Source organism: Streptomyces coacervatus (assembly GCF_029223485.1).
GTDB lineage: Bacteria > Actinomycetota > Actinomycetes > Streptomycetales > Streptomycetaceae > Streptomyces > Streptomyces coacervatus.
Genome location: NZ_JARHTP010000001.1, coordinates 229063 through 246780 on the forward strand (window position 1 = coordinate 229063; position 17718 = coordinate 246780).

14 protein-coding genes are annotated in these 17718 nt (G+C 68.1%); 11 read left to right on the forward strand and 3 right to left on the reverse strand.

The features are described from left to right. Window positions 1-96: 96 nt before the first annotated feature. Both P2Q00_RS01080 and P2Q00_RS01085 read left to right on the forward strand, forming a co-directional pair. Window positions 97-1572 (forward strand): cellulose binding domain-containing protein, encoded by a 1476-nt coding sequence (locus tag P2Q00_RS01080; RefSeq protein WP_275768557.1) that lies wholly within the window; start codon window positions 97-99, stop codon window positions 1570-1572. An 85-nt stretch (window positions 1573-1657) separates the two neighbouring features. Next, entirely contained in the window at window positions 1658-3376 is a 1719-nt protein-coding gene (locus tag P2Q00_RS01085) for a glycoside hydrolase family 6 protein (protein ID WP_275768558.1), read from the forward strand. A gap of 110 nt (window positions 3377-3486) precedes the next feature. On the opposite strand, the gene P2Q00_RS01090 is transcribed toward P2Q00_RS01085, so the two are convergent. Next, window positions 3487-4257 (reverse strand): phytanoyl-CoA dioxygenase family protein, encoded by a 771-nt coding sequence (locus tag P2Q00_RS01090; protein WP_275768559.1) that lies wholly within the window; start codon window positions 4255-4257, stop codon window positions 3487-3489. Between the two features lie 136 nt (window positions 4258-4393). Between P2Q00_RS01090 and P2Q00_RS01095 the strand changes: the two genes are divergently transcribed. Next, the gene (locus tag P2Q00_RS01095; RefSeq protein WP_275769443.1) at window positions 4394-5311 is read left to right on the forward strand and encodes a class I SAM-dependent methyltransferase; all 918 of its coding nucleotides are present in this window, start codon (window positions 4394-4396) and stop codon (window positions 5309-5311) included. A 47-nt stretch (window positions 5312-5358) separates the two neighbouring features. Here P2Q00_RS01095 and P2Q00_RS01100 read toward each other — a convergent pair whose 3' ends face one another. Continuing rightward, window positions 5359-6054, reverse strand: a complete 696-nt coding sequence (locus P2Q00_RS01100; protein ID WP_275768561.1) for a glycoside hydrolase family 75 protein — start codon at window positions 6052-6054, stop codon at window positions 5359-5361. Between the two features lie 206 nt (window positions 6055-6260). On the opposite strand from P2Q00_RS01100, the gene P2Q00_RS01105 reads away from it, so the two are divergent. Next, window positions 6261-6872, forward strand: coding sequence for a hypothetical protein (locus P2Q00_RS01105; protein ID WP_275768563.1), 612 nt, complete (start codon window positions 6261-6263; stop codon window positions 6870-6872). Between the two features lie 57 nt (window positions 6873-6929). Here P2Q00_RS01105 and P2Q00_RS01110 read toward each other — a convergent pair whose 3' ends face one another. Beyond that, window positions 6930-7766: an aldo/keto reductase gene (locus P2Q00_RS01110; RefSeq protein WP_275768565.1), complete on the reverse strand. Its 837-nt coding sequence runs from the start codon at window positions 7764-7766 to the stop codon at window positions 6930-6932. Window positions 7767-8067: 301 nt separating this feature from the next. On the opposite strand from P2Q00_RS01110, the gene P2Q00_RS51260 reads away from it, so the two are divergent. The 7 genes from P2Q00_RS51260 to P2Q00_RS01140 are packed head-to-tail and all read left to right on the forward strand — an operon-like array spanning window position 8068 to window position 17716. Beyond that, the gene (locus P2Q00_RS51260; protein ID WP_500691953.1) at window positions 8068-8217 is read left to right on the forward strand and encodes a pyrroloquinoline quinone precursor peptide PqqA; all 150 of its coding nucleotides are present in this window, start codon (window positions 8068-8070) and stop codon (window positions 8215-8217) included. Between the two features lie 22 nt (window positions 8218-8239). After that, window positions 8240-8983 carry a pyrroloquinoline-quinone synthase PqqC gene (gene pqqC, locus P2Q00_RS01115; RefSeq protein WP_275768567.1) on the forward strand — a complete coding sequence of 248 codons (744 nt, stop codon included), beginning with the start codon at window positions 8240-8242 and terminating at the stop codon, window positions 8981-8983. Further along, a complete protein-coding gene (gene pqqD / locus P2Q00_RS01120) occupies window positions 8980-9234 on the forward strand; it encodes a pyrroloquinoline quinone biosynthesis peptide chaperone PqqD (RefSeq protein ID WP_275768568.1) in 255 nt (84 codons plus the stop codon). Before pqqC ends, pqqD begins: the two co-directional genes overlap by 4 nt. Beyond that, window positions 9231-10307 (forward strand): pyrroloquinoline quinone biosynthesis protein PqqE, encoded by a 1077-nt coding sequence (gene pqqE / locus P2Q00_RS01125; protein WP_275768569.1) that lies wholly within the window; start codon window positions 9231-9233, stop codon window positions 10305-10307. Before pqqD ends, pqqE begins: the two co-directional genes overlap by 4 nt. After that, on the forward strand, window positions 10304-11494 hold the full coding sequence (locus P2Q00_RS01130) for a glycoside hydrolase family 88/105 protein (RefSeq protein WP_275768570.1): 1191 nt from the start codon (window positions 10304-10306) through the stop codon (window positions 11492-11494). Before pqqE ends, P2Q00_RS01130 begins: the two co-directional genes overlap by 4 nt. Window positions 11495-11498: 4 nt before the next feature. Beyond that, window positions 11499-12287 carry a polysaccharide lyase family protein gene (locus tag P2Q00_RS01135; RefSeq protein ID WP_275768571.1) on the forward strand — a complete coding sequence of 263 codons (789 nt, stop codon included), beginning with the start codon at window positions 11499-11501 and terminating at the stop codon, window positions 12285-12287. A gap of 11 nt (window positions 12288-12298) precedes the next feature. Next, a complete protein-coding gene (locus P2Q00_RS01140; RefSeq protein WP_275768573.1) occupies window positions 12299-17716 on the forward strand; it encodes a glycosyl hydrolase family 28 protein in 5418 nt (1805 codons plus the stop codon). Window positions 17717-17718: the final 2 nt, after the last annotated feature.

Here is a 17718-nt window from a genome sequence, read left to right on the forward strand (position 1 = left end):
TGCTGTCACTTGGCGCTAGCTTCGTTGACACCAGTGGGAGCGATTCCATCAGTCGACGCGGCCGTCACGGCGCGCCTGAGCTGCAAGGAGTCGCTCATGCGACATCCCCCGCGTTCAGTACTTTTAGTTGTCGCCGGGGCGGTCGGCCTTGTTGGGGCCATGACCGTGCCGGTCGTCACGGCGCAGGGAGCGGCGCCCGCCTGCTCGGTGGAGTACTCCGTCACCAGCCAGTGGGACACCGGCTTCCAGGGCGCTGTGAAGATCACCAACAACACGGCGGCCGTGAGCAGTTGGAGCCTGAGCTTCGACTTCGCAGGCGGCCAGAAGGTCACCCAGGGCTGGAACGCCAAGTGGTCCCAGTCCGGTACGACGGTGACCGCGGCCAACGAGAGCTACAACGGCTCGCTGGCCACGGGCGCGAGCGTCAGCGCAGGGTTCCTCGCCTCCTGGCCGGGGTCGGGGAGCAATGCCGTACCGACGTCGTTCAAGCTCAACGGGACGACGTGCAACGTCGATTCGGAGCCCTCGCCGACTCCGACCGAGCCGCCCGCGACGGGCACGGCACCCGCGTTGCACGTCTCCGGTAACAAGCTCGTGGATGCCTCGGGTGCGACGCGCCGGCTGCTCGGCGTGAACCGGTCCGGCGGCGAGTTCATGTGCGTGCAGGGCTACGGCATCTGGGACGGGCCGGTCGATGACGCCGCCATCAAGGCGATAGCCGACTGGAAGGCCGACACGGTCCGCATTCCGCTCAACGAGGAGTGCTGGCTCGGCCTTTCCAACATCAAGCCCGAGTACGGCGGTGCCAACTACGTGGGCGCCGTCAAGGACCTGGTCACCCGAGTCGAGGCGCACGGACTCACCCCGATCGTCGAACTGCACTGGACCTACGGCCAGTACACCGGCAACTCGGCGGGCTGCTCCGATGTACATGCCACCTGCCAGAAGCCGATGCCGGACGCGCAGTACACCCCGTCGTTCTGGTCCTCGGTGGCCAACACCTTCAAGGGCGATCAGGGTGTGGTGTTCGACCTGTTCAACGAGCCGTATCCGGACCGGGCCACCTCCACGACCACCCAGGCGTGGCAGTGCTGGAAGGACGGGGGCAGTTGCCCCGGCATCGGCTATCAGGTCGCCGGGATGCAGGACCTGGTCGACGCTGTGCGCGGCACCGGCGCCAGGAACGTCATCATGGCCGGCGGTCTCGCGTACTCCAATGACCTGAGCCAGTGGCTGACGTACAAGCCCACCGACCCGACGGGCAATCTCGTCGCCGCCTACCACGTGTACAACTTCAACACCTGCGCGAGCGAGAGCTGCTGGAACTCCACCCTCGTGCCCGTGGCGGCCCAAGTGCCGCTGGTGGCCGGGGAGATCGGCGAGAACACCTGCTCGCACTCCTTCGTCGACCAGGTCATGAAGTGGTTCGACGACCGGGGCCTGTCCTACCTCGGCTGGACCTGGAACACCTGGGACTGCTCCTCCGGTCCCTCCCTCATCTCCAACTACGACGGAACTCCCACGTCGTACGGCATCGGGCTGCGCGATCACCTGCGTGCCGTCAACCCGTAAGTCCCGCACGGACTGCAAGCCACGGACTACGAGCCACGAACTACAAGCCACGGACAACACGCTACGGAGAAGGAAACCCGCACTCATGAGCCGTACCAGAACAGCGATACTCGCCGCCCTGGCGCTGGTCGCCGGGACCGCCGGGACCGCGACGGCCGTCGTTCCCGGCGACGTCGGCATACAAGCCGTCCCCTGCACCGTCGACTACAAGGTGCAGAACCAGTGGGACACCGGCTTCACCGCCGCCGTGACGGTCACCAACAACAGTGCTGCCAAGAGCAGTTGGGCGGTGAAGTGGTCGTACGCAGGCAACCAGAAGGTCACCAGCTACTGGAACGCGAAGGTCAGCCAGAGCGGTGCGGACGTCACCGCGGCCAATGAGACCTACAACGGGACGATTGCCACCGGCGGTTCGGTGAGCTTCGGCTTCAACGGGTCGTACAGCGGCACCAACGCACTGCCGACCACCTTCACCCTCGACGGCGTCACCTGCAACGTCGACGACGGGAGCAGCGGTGGCGGAGGAGGGGGCGGCGGTGGCGGTGGCACGGGCAGTCGCGTCGACAACCCGTACAGCGGCGCCAAGGTGTATGTGAACCCCGAGTGGTCCGCGAAGGCCGCCGCCGAGCCGGGCGGCACCCGCGTCTCCAACCAGCCCACCGGCATCTGGCTCGACCGCATCGCCGCGATCAACGGCGCGAACGGCAGCATGGGCCTGCGCGCCCACCTCGACGCCGCCCTCGCGCAGAAGGGCAGCGGCGAGGAGGTCGTCCAGCTGGTCGTCTACGACCTCCCGGGGCGTGACTGCGCGGCTCTCGCGTCCAACGGCGAGCTCGGTCCGACGGAGATCGACAAGTACAAGACGCAGTTCATCGACCCGATCGCGGCGATCCTCGCGGACAGCAAGTACAGCTCGCTGCGGATCGTCACCACCATCGAGATCGACTCGCTGCCCAACCTGGTCACCAACACCGGCAGCCGGGCGACGGCCACCCCGCAGTGCGACACCATGCTCGCCAACGGCAACTATGTGAAGGGCGTCGGCTACGCGCTCGCCAAGCTCGGCGCGATCCCCAACGTCTACAACTACATCGACGCCGGCCACCACGGCTGGCTCGGCTGGGACGACAACTTCGCGCCCGCCGCGAACCTGTTCAAGCAGGCGGCGACGAGTGAGGGTGCGACCGTCGACGATGTGCAGGGGTTCATCACCAACACGGCGAACTACAGCGCGCTGAAGGAGGACCACTTCACCATCAACGACACGGTGAATGGCACCTCCGTGCGCCAGTCCAAGTGGGTCGACTGGAACCGGTACGTCGATGAGCTGTCGTATGCGCAGGCCATGCGGAACGAACTGGTCTCCGTCGGCTTCAATTCGGGCATCGGCATGCTGATCGACACGTCCAGGAACGGCTGGGGCGGCACTGCGCGGCCGGCTGGTCCCGGTCCGACGACCAGCGTGGACACGTATGTCGACGGTGGCCGTTACGACCGGCGGATCCACGTCGGGAACTGGTGCAACCAGTCCGGGGCCGGTCTCGGTGAGCGTCCGCAGGCCAGTCCGGCGAGCGGGATCGATGCGTATGTGTGGATGAAGCCGCCGGGGGAGTCCGACGGGTCCAGCAGTGCCATCGCCAACGACGAGGGCAAGGGCTTCGACCGGATGTGCGACCCGACGTATACGGGCAATGCCCGCAACGGGAACAACATGTCGGGTGCGTTGCCCAACGCTCCGCTGTCGGGGCACTGGTTCTCTGCGCAGTTTCAGCAGCTGATGGCTAATGCGTATCCGGCGCTTTAGGCTCCGCCGGGTTCGGTGAGTTATTCGCTGCGGGCCGGTTGTGGCTGGTCGCGCAGTTCCCCGCGCCCCTAAAAGACGCGCAGTTCCCCGCGCCCCTAAAACCGCCGGGGTCACCCCTCTCGGGTCAGGCCCCGGCGGATTGCGAACTCCACCGCTGAGTAGTTGCCGTCCGGGCGGTTCAGGTCGTATGGGACCTTCGGCATCAGCGGTGGTTGGGCCATGAAGCGGGGGCGGGTGCCGTGGTTCGGCTGGGCTGCGTGTACCAGGAAGGGGTGGCAGAGGTAGACGTCGCCGGGGCTGCCGGTGGCGTGGGCGAGGGGGCGGTGGGCTGAGGCCGCCGCGACCTTCGGGCCGAGCTCCATGAAGGAGGCGCCCTCGTCGCCGTACGGCTCCAGTACCGCAGGCACGTCGAGATGTGAGCCGACCCGGATGCGGGTCGGGGCGTCGGCCTCGGTGACCTCGCTGAACAGGAACAGCATCAGCAGGGCGCGCTCCCGCGAGCGGAGGTTGGTGTGCCACAGGGTGGCACCCTCCGGGAGATAGCTGCCTTCTATGTGCCAGCCCGCGTCGTCCGGCTCCTCCTCGTGCGGGAAGCGCAGCGGGAAGCTGCCCAGTCCGTAGCGCGGCTGCCAGCGGCCCTCGCCCACCAGCAGGTCGAACGCCTCATGCAGGGCAGGGGAGTTGGCGGCCGCGGCGAACGGTCCCTGCCCCATGCCGGGCACCCAGACCACCGGGTCCTTCCAGGTGCCCGGGTCCTCGGGGTCGTACCCCGTCTCCTGCCACAGCAGCCTTGCGCAGTCCTCGGCGACCCGTGGCGGAAACGCCCCCTCGATCTTCACGAAGCCGTCCGCGAGGAAGCGCTCCACCAGTTCGTCGTCCATCGGGCCATCGTGGGTGACCCGGTCGGCAGCGCGCATCTGATTTTTGCCGCCGGTTTTTGCCATGACGGCAACAGTGCTGGCCCTCCCGCGGTGCGTCGGCGCACGCTGGGGCGCACCCGGAGAGAGGCTGACCACCATGGCGCACGGACACCACCAGCACGGCAACCAGGACCAGGGCAATCACCACCACGGCACGCACGTCCACGACCACACCGACATCGACTGGGCCGAGATGGCCCCGCTGCTGGAATCGCAGGCGGAGCTGTTCACGTCGCTGTACGAACGGGCCATGGCCTGGCTGACCGACAAGCAGACGGAACCGGGGCTGATCGTCGACGCGGGCAGCGGGCCCGGGGTCGTCGCCTGTCTGCTCGCCGAGGCCTTCCCGGGGGCGCGGGTCGTCGCGGTCGACGGCTCCGCGCCGCTCCTCGAACGGGCCCGCGCGCGGGCCGAGCGGCTGGGCGTCGGGGACCGCTTCGGCACCCTTGCCGGTGAACTGCCGCGCGTGCTCGACGAGTTGGACTACCCCGCCGATCTGCTGTGGGCCAGCCGCAGCCTGCACCACCTCGGCGACCAGCGGGCCGCCCTCGCCGCCTTCGCGGCTCGGCTCGCGCCCGGCGGCACACTGGCGATCATGGAGGGCGGTCTGCCCGCGCGCTTCCTGCCGCGCGACATCGGGATCGGCCGCCCCGGCCTGCAGGCCCGCCTCGACGTGGTGGAGGAGGAGTGGTTCGCCGAGATGCGGGCGAGCCTGCCCGGTGCGGTCGCCGAGGCCGAGGACTGGCCGGCGCTGATGTCCGCCGCCGGCCTCCGGCCCACCGGCACCCGCACGTTCCTGCTCGACCTGCCCGCCCCGGCCAAGGACCGGGCCCGCGCTTATGTCGCCGCCTCCCTCTCCCGGATTCGTGACGCCCTCGGTGATCACCTCGACGCCGACGACCGCGCCACCCTCGACCGGCTCCTCGACCCCGACGACAAGGCGAGCGTCCACCACCGGCCGGATGTGTTCGTGCTGGCGGCACACACGGTGCACACGGCTGTCCACGCCATGTGAGCAGCCCAACCGACCGTCATGAAGGGGCAGTTGGGCTGCTGACTGCTTCAGTTGTTCTGCAGGAACTTCTTCGCCAGCTGGTCCCCGAGCGTCACCGCCGCGCTGTGGCTCTCGATGGGGGATACCTGCGAGTTCTTGAACAGGATGTACGTCACGCCGGAGTCGGCCCCGCCGGTCGCCGGGTCGGGGTCGATGCCGAGGGCCTTGGCGGTGGCGTACGAGGCCTCGCCGATGATTTTCGTCGGGCCGGTGTCGCCGACGACGGCGTACTCGACCTTGTTGTTGTAGATCACGGCGACCACGCCGCCGCCCTTGATCCCGGAACTGGAGTACTTCCAGATGCTGCTGGAGCTGGGCACGACGATATAGGGCAGCGACTCCGCCTTGAGCGGCTTGCCGTTGGACTGGTGGAAGGCCGTGTCGTCCTGGTACCAGGGGTCGCGGTCCTCGTTGCAGTTCGTGGTGCGCTGCCCGTCGCAGTCGATGTCCATGTCGGCCTTCCAGAAGACCGCACCGTTCTTGCCGCACACGGGGATCGTGGCCGAGGTCTCGTCGTCGGTCTTGTACTTGCCGTTGGAGATCTGCGAACAGGAATTCACCTTGGCGAGCAGGTCGGCGGCGCTGACCGAGCCCTCCTGGGCGGAAGCGGGGCGTGCGGTGCCGGAGGCGTTCGCCGGCAGCACTCCGGCGGCGAGCAGTGCGGCCCCGGAGGCCGCGGCGAGGGTCAGTGTTCGTATGCGCACTGTGGGGGACCCTTCTGTTAGGAAAGTTTCCTTACTCGGGTGCCGTACAAGGTGGTCCCCTTTGCATGGCCTCGTCAACCCCCCTGGTCCGGACTTCTCTCCGCGCTTCTCTCCACCGCCCTCATTGCGGGCATTTGCCCGCAGGAGAAGACTGGGCGATAGCCAACATTCCGGAAATTCGCCCGGATTATGGGAGGTGAGGCGTCATGTTCGTACGCACCATCTACGCGACCGGCGATCCCACGAAGATCGACTCGGCCATCAGGGCATTGAATTCGCAGGGGCGGGACCTGCTCGAAGAGCGTCCGGGGTACCGGGGGGCGGGCATCTTCGTGAACCGGGAGATCGGCACCCTGCTGGCGGCGAGCTGGTGGGAGTCCGAGGATGCCCGGCGCAACAGCGACGAGGTCATGCGGGAGAGGCGTTCGGCGCTTCTGGAGCCGTTCGCCGCGACCACCGCGGTCGAGAACTACGAGGCCGTGGTCTTCCACCAGGCCCAGCAGCCGAGGGCGGGCGGCGGACTGCGCGTCAGCAGGCTGGAGTTGGACCCCGCGGACGCGGATCTGCTCGGCGAGACCTTCCGCGCGACCGTGATTCCCCGGCTGGAGACGCTCCAGGGCTTCGCCCGGGCGTCGCTGCTCATCGACCGGCAGCGCGGCCGCGGCCTGGTCGGAGTCCTGTTCACCGACCGCGACTCGCTGGCCGCGTCCCGCGCCGGCCAGGCGGCGGCCCGACACGAAGGGGCGGCCAAGGCGCATGTGACGGTGACCGGACTGGAGGAGTTCGAGGTCGTCTACGCCGACGTGCGCGGCGACTGAGGCCCTCGGTACGGGAGTTGACCGACAGGACGGCTTCGCACGAGCGTCGAACGGATCTCAGGCCATGTTGAACGTCGACGGGTCCGGCCCCAGGCGCCGGTCCTCGTTGAGCGCGCTGATCGCGGCCAGGTCCTCGGTGTCCAGGCTGAAGTCGAAGACCTCGATGTTCTCCTTGATCCGGGACGGCGTCACGGACTTGGGGATCACGACCAGGCCCAGCTGCAGGTGCCAGCGCAGCACGACCTGGGCCGGGGTGCGGCCGTGCTTCTGGGCGATGGCGACGATCGCCGGGACCTCCAGGAGGCCCTTGCCCGAGCCGAGCGGAGACCAGGCCTCGGTGGCGATGCCCTGCTCCGCGTGGTACTCGCGGGCCGCGTGCTGCTGCAGGTGCGGGTGCAGCTCGATCTGGTCGACCGCCGGGATGACCGATGTCTCGGCGATCAGCCGCTGCAGATGGTCCGGCTCGAAGTTGGAGACGCCGATCGCCCGGATACGGCCGTCGGCGTGCAGCTTCTCGAACGCCTTGTACGAGTCGACGTACTTGTCCCGGGCGGGGGTCGGCCAGTGGATCAGGTAGAGGTCGACGTACTCCAGGCCGAGCTTGTCCAGCGACTCGTCGAAGGCGCGCAGTGTGGATTCGTAGCCCTGGTCGCGGTTCCAGAGCTTCGTGGTGAGGAAGATGTCCTCGCGGGGGACGCCGGAGGCGGCGATCGCCTTGCCGGTGCCCACTTCGTTGCCGTAGATCGCCGCTGTGTCGATGCTGCGGTACCCGGCCTCCAACGCGGTGGCGACCGCCCGCTCCGCCTCGTCGTCCGGCACCTGCCAGACGCCGAAGCCCAGCTGGGGCATCTCGACGCCGTTGTTGAGGATGATCGGGGGGACCTTGCTGCTCACGAGCTCTTGATCCTTACGGTTGTCGTCAGGTGGCACTCCTATCGTCAACGATCACGGGCTGTCATGCATTCCTGACGGGAGAATCCGTCCGAACTGACCGACGAGTCAGTTGATGGATCCGGGGATTGTCCGGAAATGCATCCGACGTCTTCGGTCCGGACCATTGACGGCGGCCCTTCCTCCCGCAACTCTGGATCGCGCCACCGAACGAGTTCATGAACTCGGTGCATGCATGTGAACACCTAGCGCCTGTCAGGGCCTCCCTAACCCCCCCACCCCTCAGGAAAGCAGGCACAGCCGCATGAATGAGACGCTCCTTCACGCCCTCCGGACGGAACAGCCCCTCCAGGAGATGCGTGAGACATCGGATGAAAACCTCTGGCAAAGCCCTGGCTATGCAGTGGTGGAGACCGCTCTCGAAGTGACCGCCTATGCCCTCGGCGACCGCTGACCGGCCGCACGGCGACCGCACGATGACCGCGACACCCCTTCGTGTCGACGGCGCCGCCGCTTCGGGAACCGCCGAGTTCACCGAGCGGCTGCGCGCCGTCGCCGCGGAGCGCTACCACGACCGCCACCCCTTCAACCTGCGGATGCACCGCGGCGAACTCGCCCCGGCGGAGCTGCGCCGCTGGATCGCCAACCGCTTCCACTACCAGCGCCACATCCCCGTGAAGGACGCCCTGATCCTCGCCAAGCTGGACCGGCCCGAGCTGCGCAGATCCTGGCTGCGCCGTATCCAGGACCACGACGGCACGGCCGAGGGGGAGGGCGGGATCGAGCGCTGGCTGCGCCTCGGCGAGGCGGCCGGTCTGCACCGCCACGAACTGTGGGACGGCTCCCGGGTGCTGCCCGGCGTGCGTCTCGCGGTCGACGGATACGTCAACTTCTGCCGGCTGCACCCGGCCCTGGACGCGATCGCCGCCTCGTTGACGGAGCTGTCCGCCCCCGGCCTGATGCGCACCCGTATCGCCGCCTTCGAGCGCCACTACCCCTGGATCGACCCCGACGGCCTCGCCTACTTCCGCACCCGCATCGACCAGGGCGGCCGCGACGGGGCCGAGGCCCTCGCCCTGGTCCTCGACCTGGCCCGCACCCCCGAGCAGCAGCAACGCGCGCTGGCCGCACTGGAGTTCAAGTGCGAGGTGCTGTGGTCGCTGCTGGACGCGGTGGACGGGGCAGGCGCGGCGGGCGCGGCGAAGGAGGGCAGGACATGACCTGGCGTCCGGCGCTCTCCCGCGGTGTCGTCCTGCGCCACGACCGGGTGCGGGACACCGATCTGCTGCTGCTTCCCGAGCGGGTGGTCGTGCTGCGCGGCAGCGCGGGCCCGGTCGTCCGCCTCTGCGACGGCACGCGCGCGGTGGGCGACATCGTCGCCGAGCTCGGCGAACGGTACCCCGGCGCGCCCGTCGCCGGCGAAGTCCCAGGCTTCCTCGCCGCGTTGAGAAAGGAGGGCTGGCTCATATGACCGTCCAGGCCCCCTGGGCGCTGCTCGCCGAACTCACCCACGGCTGTCCGCTGCGCTGCGGGTACTGCTCCAACCCCGTCGAACTGATCGGTCGGTCAAGGGAGTTGGCTGCAGGGCAGTGGTCCGACGTGTTCCGGCAGGCCGCCGACCTGGGCGTCGTACAGACACATCTGTCCGGCGGTGAGCCTCTCCTCAGACGCGATCTGTCGCGTATCGTCGCGGCCGCGGACGGCTCGGGCCTCTACACCCAGCTGGTCACCAGCGGGGTGGGCCTGAGCGAGCGGCGCACGGCGGTACTCGCCGACGCCGGGCTGCGCAGCGTCCAGCTGTCGGTGCAGCATGCCGATCCGCGGGCCTCCGAGCGCATCGCGGGCGCCCGCTCCTTCGCGGCCAAGGAGCGCGCCGCCCGGCTGATCCGTGCCTCCGGCCTTCCCTTCGGCCTGAACATCGTGCTCCACCGCGCCAACCTCGACGCCCTCGACGACCTGATCGCCCTCGGTCTGTCCTGGGGCGCCGACCGCATCGAGCTCGCGCACACGCAGTTCCACGGCTGGGCACTGGGCAACCGCGCGGCCCTGCTGCCCACCCGCGAACAGGTCGAGCGGGCCCGCGTCTCCGTGGCCCGCTGGCGTGAACTCCTCGACGGATCCATGGAGTTGGTGTGGGTCGCCCCGGACTGGGTGGACGTCACGGCGAAGCCCTGCATGGGGGGCTGGGGCGCCGTCTCGCTCACCGTCGCCCCGGACGGCACGGTCCTGCCCTGCCCGGCCGCGGCCGCCCTGCCGGACCTCGACCCGCCGAACGTGCGCGAGCACCCGCTCGCCTGGATCTGGCGGGAGTCGAAGACCTTCAACGCCTACCGCGGCGAGTCCTGGATGCCCGACCCCTGCCGAAGCTGCGCCCTGCGCACCACCGACCACGGCGGCTGCCGCTGCCAGGCCCACGCGCTCACCGGCGACGCCGGCCGCACCGACCCCGCCTGCCGGCACGCCCCCGACCACCATCTCGTACGCGATCTCGTGCAGGGGCCGCGCGACGAGCCCGCATACACCTACCGAAAGGGAGGAACATGACCCCCGGACGTCTGCGGACGGCACTGACGACGCTCGCCCTCGTCACCGCGACCCTGGCCACGGTGCCGGCCGCCGCACCGCCGCCAACTGCGGCCGTGGCCGCGCCCGTTCACCGTAACAAGGCCGCCCCCGACTGGTCCGTGGCCGTCGTCGACTCCACCATGGCCCGCTACACCCCGAGCACGATAGGCGGCTGGTCCTACCCGGTCGGCCTCTACCTCTACGGCCAGTACCTCACCTACCAGCGCACCCACGACGCCCGCTACCTCGCCTACATCAAGAGCTACGTCGACCGGTTCGTGAAGAGCGACGGCTCCATCGACCAGTCCTTCAACAGCCTGGACAGCATGCAGGCCGGCCGGCTGCTGGTGCTCCTGCACCACGAGACCGGCCAGGACCGCTACCGCAAGGCGGCGAAGAAGATCCTCGACCGCCTGGCCACCTACCCGCGCACCGGCGACGGCGGCTTCTGGCACGCGGACAACTCCAGCCGCGCCCACCAGCTCTGGTCGGACGGCGTCTACATGGTGAACCCGTTCCTCGTCGAGTACGGCAAGGAGTTCGGCGACAGCGCGTACACGAACGACGAGGCGGCCAAGCAGCTTTACGTCTACGGAAGCCATCTCCAGGTCGCGAACGGGCTGCTCAAGCACGCCTACGACGAGTCCAAGAGCGCGAGTTGGGCGGATCCGCAGACCGGGCTCGCCCCCGAGCACTGGTGCCGGGCCGTCGGCTGGTACTCGATGGCGATCGTCAATGTGCTGGACGCGATCCCCGCGAACCATCCGCGCCGGGCCCAACTCCTCGGCATCTTACGCAAGTTGGCCGCCGGCCTGGAGAGGTACCAGGACCCGGCGACCGGGCGCTGGTTCCAGGTCATGGACAAGGGCAGCCGCCCCGACAACTGGACCGAGACGTCCTGCTCCAGCATGTTCACCTACGCCCTTTCGCGCGGCGCCCAGCAGCACTACCTCGATCCGCACTACGCGGATGTCGCGCGCCGGGGCTACCAGGGTGTGCTCGCGAAACTCTCGGTCGGCTCCGACGGCCGCACCAACCTGGCCGACATCTCCATCGGCACGAACGTCGGCGACTACGCGTACTACGTCGCCCGCACCCGGGCCACCAACGACTTCCACGGCCTGGGCGCCTTCCTGATCATGAACGAACAACTGCGAGGTGATTAGTGGCATGAGCACATCCAGAAGGGGGCTGCTGGGTGCCGCCCTCGGCGGCGCGGCCGGGGCCGCGGTCGGTCTGCCGGCCACCGCCGCCCACGCCGCCTCCTGGCAGCAGAAGTGGGCCCCGTCCGCGAGCAGCGACGGTCTCGGCGCGTTCGAGACGATCGAGGACGACCGCGCCGACTCGCACCCCGCCGGGCACCCGCACATCTTCGCCACCGGCAACAACTGGCGCTTCAACATGCACACCGTCGACCGCGACACCTCGACCGACCGCCAGCGTCAGGAGGTCACGGGCCTGCGCAACGGCAGCGGCAGCAACTACCTCAAGTGGACCCAGGGCCAGACCTGGCGGCTCACGTACTCGATGTACATCCCGAGCACGCTGAAGGCGACGACCACCTTCTCGCACATCATGCAGATGAAGCAGCCGGGCAACGGCACCTCGCCGATCGTCGTGCAGTCCCTGCGCCGGGTGAACGGCAAGCAGACCATCGAGTTGAAACTCGCCATCGACGACATCCTCGTCGGCCGCACCGACCTGGACCCACTGCACGACAAATGGACCGACGTCGACTTCCAGATCAAGGTCGGCGACGGCTCGGCCGGCTCGGTCCGCTGGATCCTCAAGTCCGGCGGCTCGACCGTCGTCGACGCCTCGAAGACCGGCGTCGACACCTTCCTGGCCGACCGCGTGCGCCCGAAGTGGGGCATCTACCGCTCCCTCGGCGACACCTCCGGGTCACTGCAGGACACGTACCTCCTGCTCACCAATCTCCGCGGCTACCAACTCGTCTGAGGAACCGTCATATGAGACCCCCCACCGCACGGCGGAAGGGGGCGGCGGCGATCGTGTTCTTCGTCATCGCCGTCGTCCTCGGACTCGCCCACCCCGCCGCGCTCGCGGCCCCGCACACCACCCCACGCACCGCCGCCGTCTACGACGTCCGTGACTACGGCGCCAAGGGCGACGGCTCCGCAAACGACACCCCGGCCATCAACAAGGCGATCACGGCGGCGAGTTCGGCGAACGGCGGCGGCATCGTCCGCTTCCCCGCCGGCGCCTACAAGTCCAAGAACACCATCCACATGCAGAGTCATGTGACGCTCCAGGTCGACAAGGGCGCCACGATCCAGGGCTCGGGCGCCAACGCCTACGACAAGGCCGAGTCCAACCCGTACGAGGCCTACCAGGACTACGGGCACAGCCACTTCCACGACGCGATGATCTACGGCGACAGGCTGACCGACATCGGCTTCGTCGGCCAGGGCGTCATCGACGGCATGGGCAACCTGATCACCGGCAACCCCAAGTCCGGCGAGGCAGACAAGATCATCTCGCTCACCCGGTGCGACGGGCTCAGGATCGGCGACGGCCTCACCCTGCGCCGCGGCGGCCACTTCGCGGCCCTCATCAACGGCTGCAAGAACGTGACGTCGGACCACCTCACCATCGACACCGCGAGCGACCGCGACGGCTGGAACGTCATCTCGACGACCGACGCCACGATCACCAACGCGACCATCCACGCCAACGACGACGCCCTGGTCTTCAAGAGCGACTACGCCCTCGGCGCCAAGCTCCCCAACGGCCATGTGCGGGTGAGCGGTTCGACGCTCGGCGCGAAGTGCTGCAACGCCCTGATGTTCGGCTCCGAGACCTGCGGAGACTTCTCGGACTACCAGTTCGACAACATCCGTATCGACGGCGCCGACAAGTCCGGCCTCGGCATGGTGTCGATGGACGGCGCCAAGATCTCCGACGTCCACTACCGCGACATCACGATGACGAACGTCCACTCGCCGATCATGCAGAAGATCGGCACGCGGAAACGGTGCGGGAACAGCCCGGGTGTCGGATCGATCAGCAACATCACGTACGACAACATCACGGCAACCGGCAGCACTCCTTCCTTCAGCCCCACCCTGTGGGGCGAGACCGGCCACCGGATCACCGGCGTGACCTTCAACAAGGTCGACATCACGGTCCCCGGCGGCAGCGGCACCATGTCCACCTCCGTGCCGAGCAACGACCCGAACGACTACAACCCCAAGGCCATCGGCGCCCGCCCGGCCTACGGCTGGTACCTGCACAACGCCGACGACGTCCAATTCACCGACAGCTCGGTGAAGTTCGCCGCTAACGACGGCCGCCCGGCGGTCATCGCCAACGCCGCCAGCGGCATCCGCTTCACCCGCTTCACGGCCCAGAAGGGCAGCAACTCGCCCTTCGACGTGGGCTTCCAGGACGTCACCGGATCATGCCTGACGGACAGTCACAACACATCCGGGGGTGCGCTGCGCGTCTCGGGCAGCCAGGACTGCGGTACGGCGGCCAAGGCGAAGGCCGGCGGCGCGGTGAAGCCGCTCGACCTGGAGAACCCCCGCCAGGACTTCCTCCGTGCCTCCGTCGGCGGCCTCTTCCTGCACTGGGGCCTGCGCACCGCACCCGCCCACACCAGCTGCACCGCCTGGGAGAACGACGTCACGAGCGGCGGCTGGACACCGGACTACTGGGTGAACGAGGCACAGAAGCTGCACACCCAGTATCTCGTCCTCGCCACCTTCCACAGCCGTCTCGGCTACGCCCGGCCGTGGCCGTCCAAGATCCCCGGATCCTGCTCCACCAAGCGCGATTTCCTGGGCGAGCTGATCGCCGCGGCCAAGGCGAAAGGCATGAAGGTCGTCCTCTACATGACCGACGACCCCCAGTGGCACGACGAGGGCGGCCACGAGTGGCTCGACTCGGCCGCCTACTCCGCCTACAAGGGCAAGAACGTCGACCTGACCACCCGCGACGGCTTCGGGCAGTTCAGCTACGACAACTTCTTCGAGGTCATGGACCGCTACCCCGACCTCGGCGGCTTCTGGATCGACAACGACAACGCGTACTGGGAGAGCCACAACCTCTACCAGCAGATTCAACAGAAGCGCCCGAACTACACGCTCAGCAACAACAACGAAGACACGCCGATCATGGACATGATCAGCAATGAGCAGAAGACGGGAATGACCCCGTCGTACGACTACCCGCAGGCCGTCTACACGGCACAGCCCCGCCTGACCGAGGCAGACTTCAAGCTGCCCTCGACCGGGGCGTGGTGGTACGACGGCTCCGATCCGTCCGTCGACAAGAAGCTCACCCTCGGCCGGCTGATCACCAACGCGGGCTCCTCGGTGAAGGCGCTGATGGCCGAGACTGCCCAGGTCAACGGCAAGTTCCCGGCGAACCAGGCCTCCTTCAACACCTTCGCCGACTCCTACCTCGACCCCATCTGGGAGTCCCTGCGCGGCACCGAGGGCGGCGGCTACATGTACGGCGGCCTCAAGCCCGGCTTCTGGAACGACGGCGCGCACGGTGTCACCACCATCGCCAAGGGCGACCCGAACCGGCAGTACATCCACGTCCTGACCCCGCCCAGCACCAGCACCCTGCGCATCCGCGACAACGGGTACCGCATCGCCTCCGTCACCAACCTCCGTACGGGCAAGGCGGTTTCGTGGTCGCAGTCCGGCGGAGTGCTGACCCTGACCGGGCTGGGCGACTGGGACCCGTACGACACCGTCTTCAAGGTCGCCACGGCCGGACGGCAAGGCATCCTCACCGGCGTCAGGACGACCGCGAGTGCCTCCGCGATCGGCCACGCCGGTTCGGCCGCCGGTGACGGCGACTACCTCACCTACTGGGACAACAACAAGACCCTGCCGGTCAGCCTCACCTTCGACCTCGGCTCGGCGAAGAAGGTCCAGTACATCGGCCTCAACCAGCGCGAGGACTCCGTCGCCTACGCCCGCTCTGCCACCGAGCAGTCGGCGCGGATCAAGGACTACAAGGTCTACCTCAGCAACGACGGCTCGACCTGGGGGAGCGCGGTCAAGACCGGGCAGCTCCCAAGTCGCCGTGGAGTCCAGGGAATTGACCTCACCGCGGCCAATGCACGCTACGTCCGCCTGGAGGTCGACACCACCTGGGCGGCCTCCACGGATACGGCACGTTACAAGCGGCTGCGGATCGACGAGGCATGGATCGGTACGTCGTATGCCACACCGGCGGCGACGATGAGCACCTACTCCGACAACGGGCAGTCGGCCCGTCCCGCCATGGGCTGGAGCAGCTGGAGCTTTGTGCGCCGCTGGCCGACCGAGGTGAAGATCAAGGCGCAGGCCGACGCGCTCGTCGCCGGCGGCCTGAATGACCATGGCTTCGTCCACGTCAATCTCGACGACTTCTGGCAGAAGTGCGACTCCAACGGGTTCGTCGTCGACAACTACGGCCGCTGGGCCGTCGACACCGCCAAGTTCCCCGGCGGCATCAAGGCGCTCGCCGACTACGTCCACTCCAAGGGCCTGAAGTTCGGCTTCTACGTCACGCCCGGCATCGCGAAGAACGCGGTGCTGAAGAACACCCCGATCGAGGGCACGTCGTACCGCGCGAAGGACATCGCGGACACCTCGAAGACCGAGAAGAACTACAACTGCAAGAACATGTACTACATCGACTACTCCAAGCCGGGCGCGCAGGAGTTCGTGAACTCGTGGGCGAAGCAGTTCGCCTCCTGGGGAGTCGACTACCTGAAGATCGACGGCGTGGGCAGTCAGGACATCCCCGACGTCCAGGCCTGGGACAAGGCGCTGCGCGCCACCGGACGGCCCATCAACTTCGCGCTCTCCAACAACCTCGCAATCGCCGACGCCCCCACCTGGCGCAAGCTCGCCAACAGCTGGCGCACCCAGGGCGACGTGGAGTGCTATTGCGGTCCCGGCTCCAACGGCAGCGGCTATCCGCTCACCGACTGGTCGCACGTCTCCGCCCGCTTCAACACGGCGGCGTCCTGGCAGCCGTACGCCGGACCCGGCGGCTGGAACGACCTGGACTCCCTGGAGGTCGGCAACGGCGACCAGGCGGGCCTGACGGCCGACCAGCGGCGCTCGCACTTCACGCTGTGGGCGATGGCGGCCTCGCCGCTGCTGCTCGGCACCGACCTCACCCACCTCGACTCCGTCGACAAGGCGATGCTCACCAACGACCGGTTGATCGGCGTCGATCAGGACGGCGTCGCCGCGAAACGGGTGGTGAACAGTGGTGTCAGGCAGGTCTGGAGCAAACGCGAAAACAGCGGCGCCTATGTGGTCGCACTGTTCAACACCGGTACATCCGGCAGCACGACGGTCGCTGTGAACTGGTCGCAGGTGGGTTTCACCGGTTCCGGTGATGTCACGGACCTCTGGTCCGGCTCGCACAAGGGCGTGATCGCGGACTCGTACAGCGCGACGCTGCGGCCGGGCGAAACACGGCTGATCCGTGTGAACCCGGTCAACAGCCTCAGGACGGCGGCCGCCTCACCCGGCTTCGCCGTCGCCCCCTACGAGTACCTCGGCTGGGGCAACCCGCCCAGCCCCACCTCGGTGATGTCGGCGACCGGCGTCAAGTGGTTCACGATGGCGTTCATCCTCTCCGACGGCACCTGCAACCCCAAGTGGGACGGCTCACGCCCGCTGACCGGCGGCAACGACCAGTCCAAGATCAACGCGATCAGGGGGGCCGGCGGTGACGTCATCGTCTCCGTCGGCGGCTGGAGCGGGGCCAAGCTCGGCGAGAAGTGCAGCACTGCCTCCGCGCTCGCGGGCGCCTACCAAAAGGTCATCAACGCCTACAAGTTGAAGGCCCTCGACATCGACATCGAGAACACCGAGTGGTCGAACGCCACCGTGCGCCAGCGCGTCGTCGACGCACTGAAGAAGGTGAAGGCCGACAACCCCGGCCTCAAGACCGTCATCACCTTCGGCACGACGACGACCGGCCCCGACTCCACCGGCGTCGACATGATCAAGCGGGCGGCGGGCTCCGGCCTCGCGAACGACGTCTGGTGCATCATGCCGTTCGACTTCGGCGGCGGCACCACCAACATGGGCACCCTGACCACCCAGGCCATGGAGGGCCTCAAGGCACGGGCCAAATCCGCCTACGGCTACAGCGACGCCACCGCCTACGCCCATATCGGCCTGTCGTCCATGAACGGCAAGACCGACGACTCCGGTGAGCGCGTCCGCGTCGCCGACTTCAAGACCATGCTCGCCTACGCCCAGCAGCACCACATCGGGCGCCTCACCTACTGGTCGGTGAACCGTGACCGGCCCTGCGGCTCCGGCACCGACGGCGACTCGTGCAGCGGCGTGTCGCAGCAGCCGTACGACTACCTCAAGGTCTTCACCCAGTACACGGGCTGAGG

What these genes read in the sequence shown, in the direction of transcription:
- P2Q00_RS01080 (WP_275768557.1), top strand. Translation starts at nt 97, where the DNA reads ATGCGACATCCCCCGCGTTCAGTACTTTTAGTTGTCGCCGGGGCGGTC.
- P2Q00_RS01085 (WP_275768558.1), top strand. Translation starts at nt 1,658, where the DNA reads ATGAGCCGTACCAGAACAGCGATACTCGCCGCCCTGGCGCTGGTCGCC.
- P2Q00_RS01090 (WP_275768559.1), bottom strand. Translation starts at nt 4,257, where the DNA reads ATGGACGACGAACTGGTGGAGCGCTTCCTCGCGGACGGCTTCGTGAAG.
- P2Q00_RS01095 (WP_275769443.1), top strand. Translation starts at nt 4,394, where the DNA reads ATGGCGCACGGACACCACCAGCACGGCAACCAGGACCAGGGCAATCAC.
- P2Q00_RS01105 (WP_275768563.1), top strand. Translation starts at nt 6,261, where the DNA reads ATGTTCGTACGCACCATCTACGCGACCGGCGATCCCACGAAGATCGAC.
- P2Q00_RS51260 (WP_500691953.1), top strand. Translation starts at nt 8,068, where the DNA reads ATGAATGAGACGCTCCTTCACGCCCTCCGGACGGAACAGCCCCTCCAG.
- pqqC (WP_275768567.1), top strand. Translation starts at nt 8,240, where the DNA reads ATGACCGCGACACCCCTTCGTGTCGACGGCGCCGCCGCTTCGGGAACC.
- pqqD (WP_275768568.1), top strand. Translation starts at nt 8,980, where the DNA reads ATGACCTGGCGTCCGGCGCTCTCCCGCGGTGTCGTCCTGCGCCACGAC.
- pqqE (WP_275768569.1), top strand. Translation starts at nt 9,231, where the DNA reads ATGACCGTCCAGGCCCCCTGGGCGCTGCTCGCCGAACTCACCCACGGC.
- P2Q00_RS01130 (WP_275768570.1), top strand. Translation starts at nt 10,304, where the DNA reads ATGACCCCCGGACGTCTGCGGACGGCACTGACGACGCTCGCCCTCGTC.
- P2Q00_RS01135 (WP_275768571.1), top strand. Translation starts at nt 11,499, where the DNA reads ATGAGCACATCCAGAAGGGGGCTGCTGGGTGCCGCCCTCGGCGGCGCG.
- P2Q00_RS01140 (WP_275768573.1), top strand. Translation starts at nt 12,299, where the DNA reads ATGAGACCCCCCACCGCACGGCGGAAGGGGGCGGCGGCGATCGTGTTC.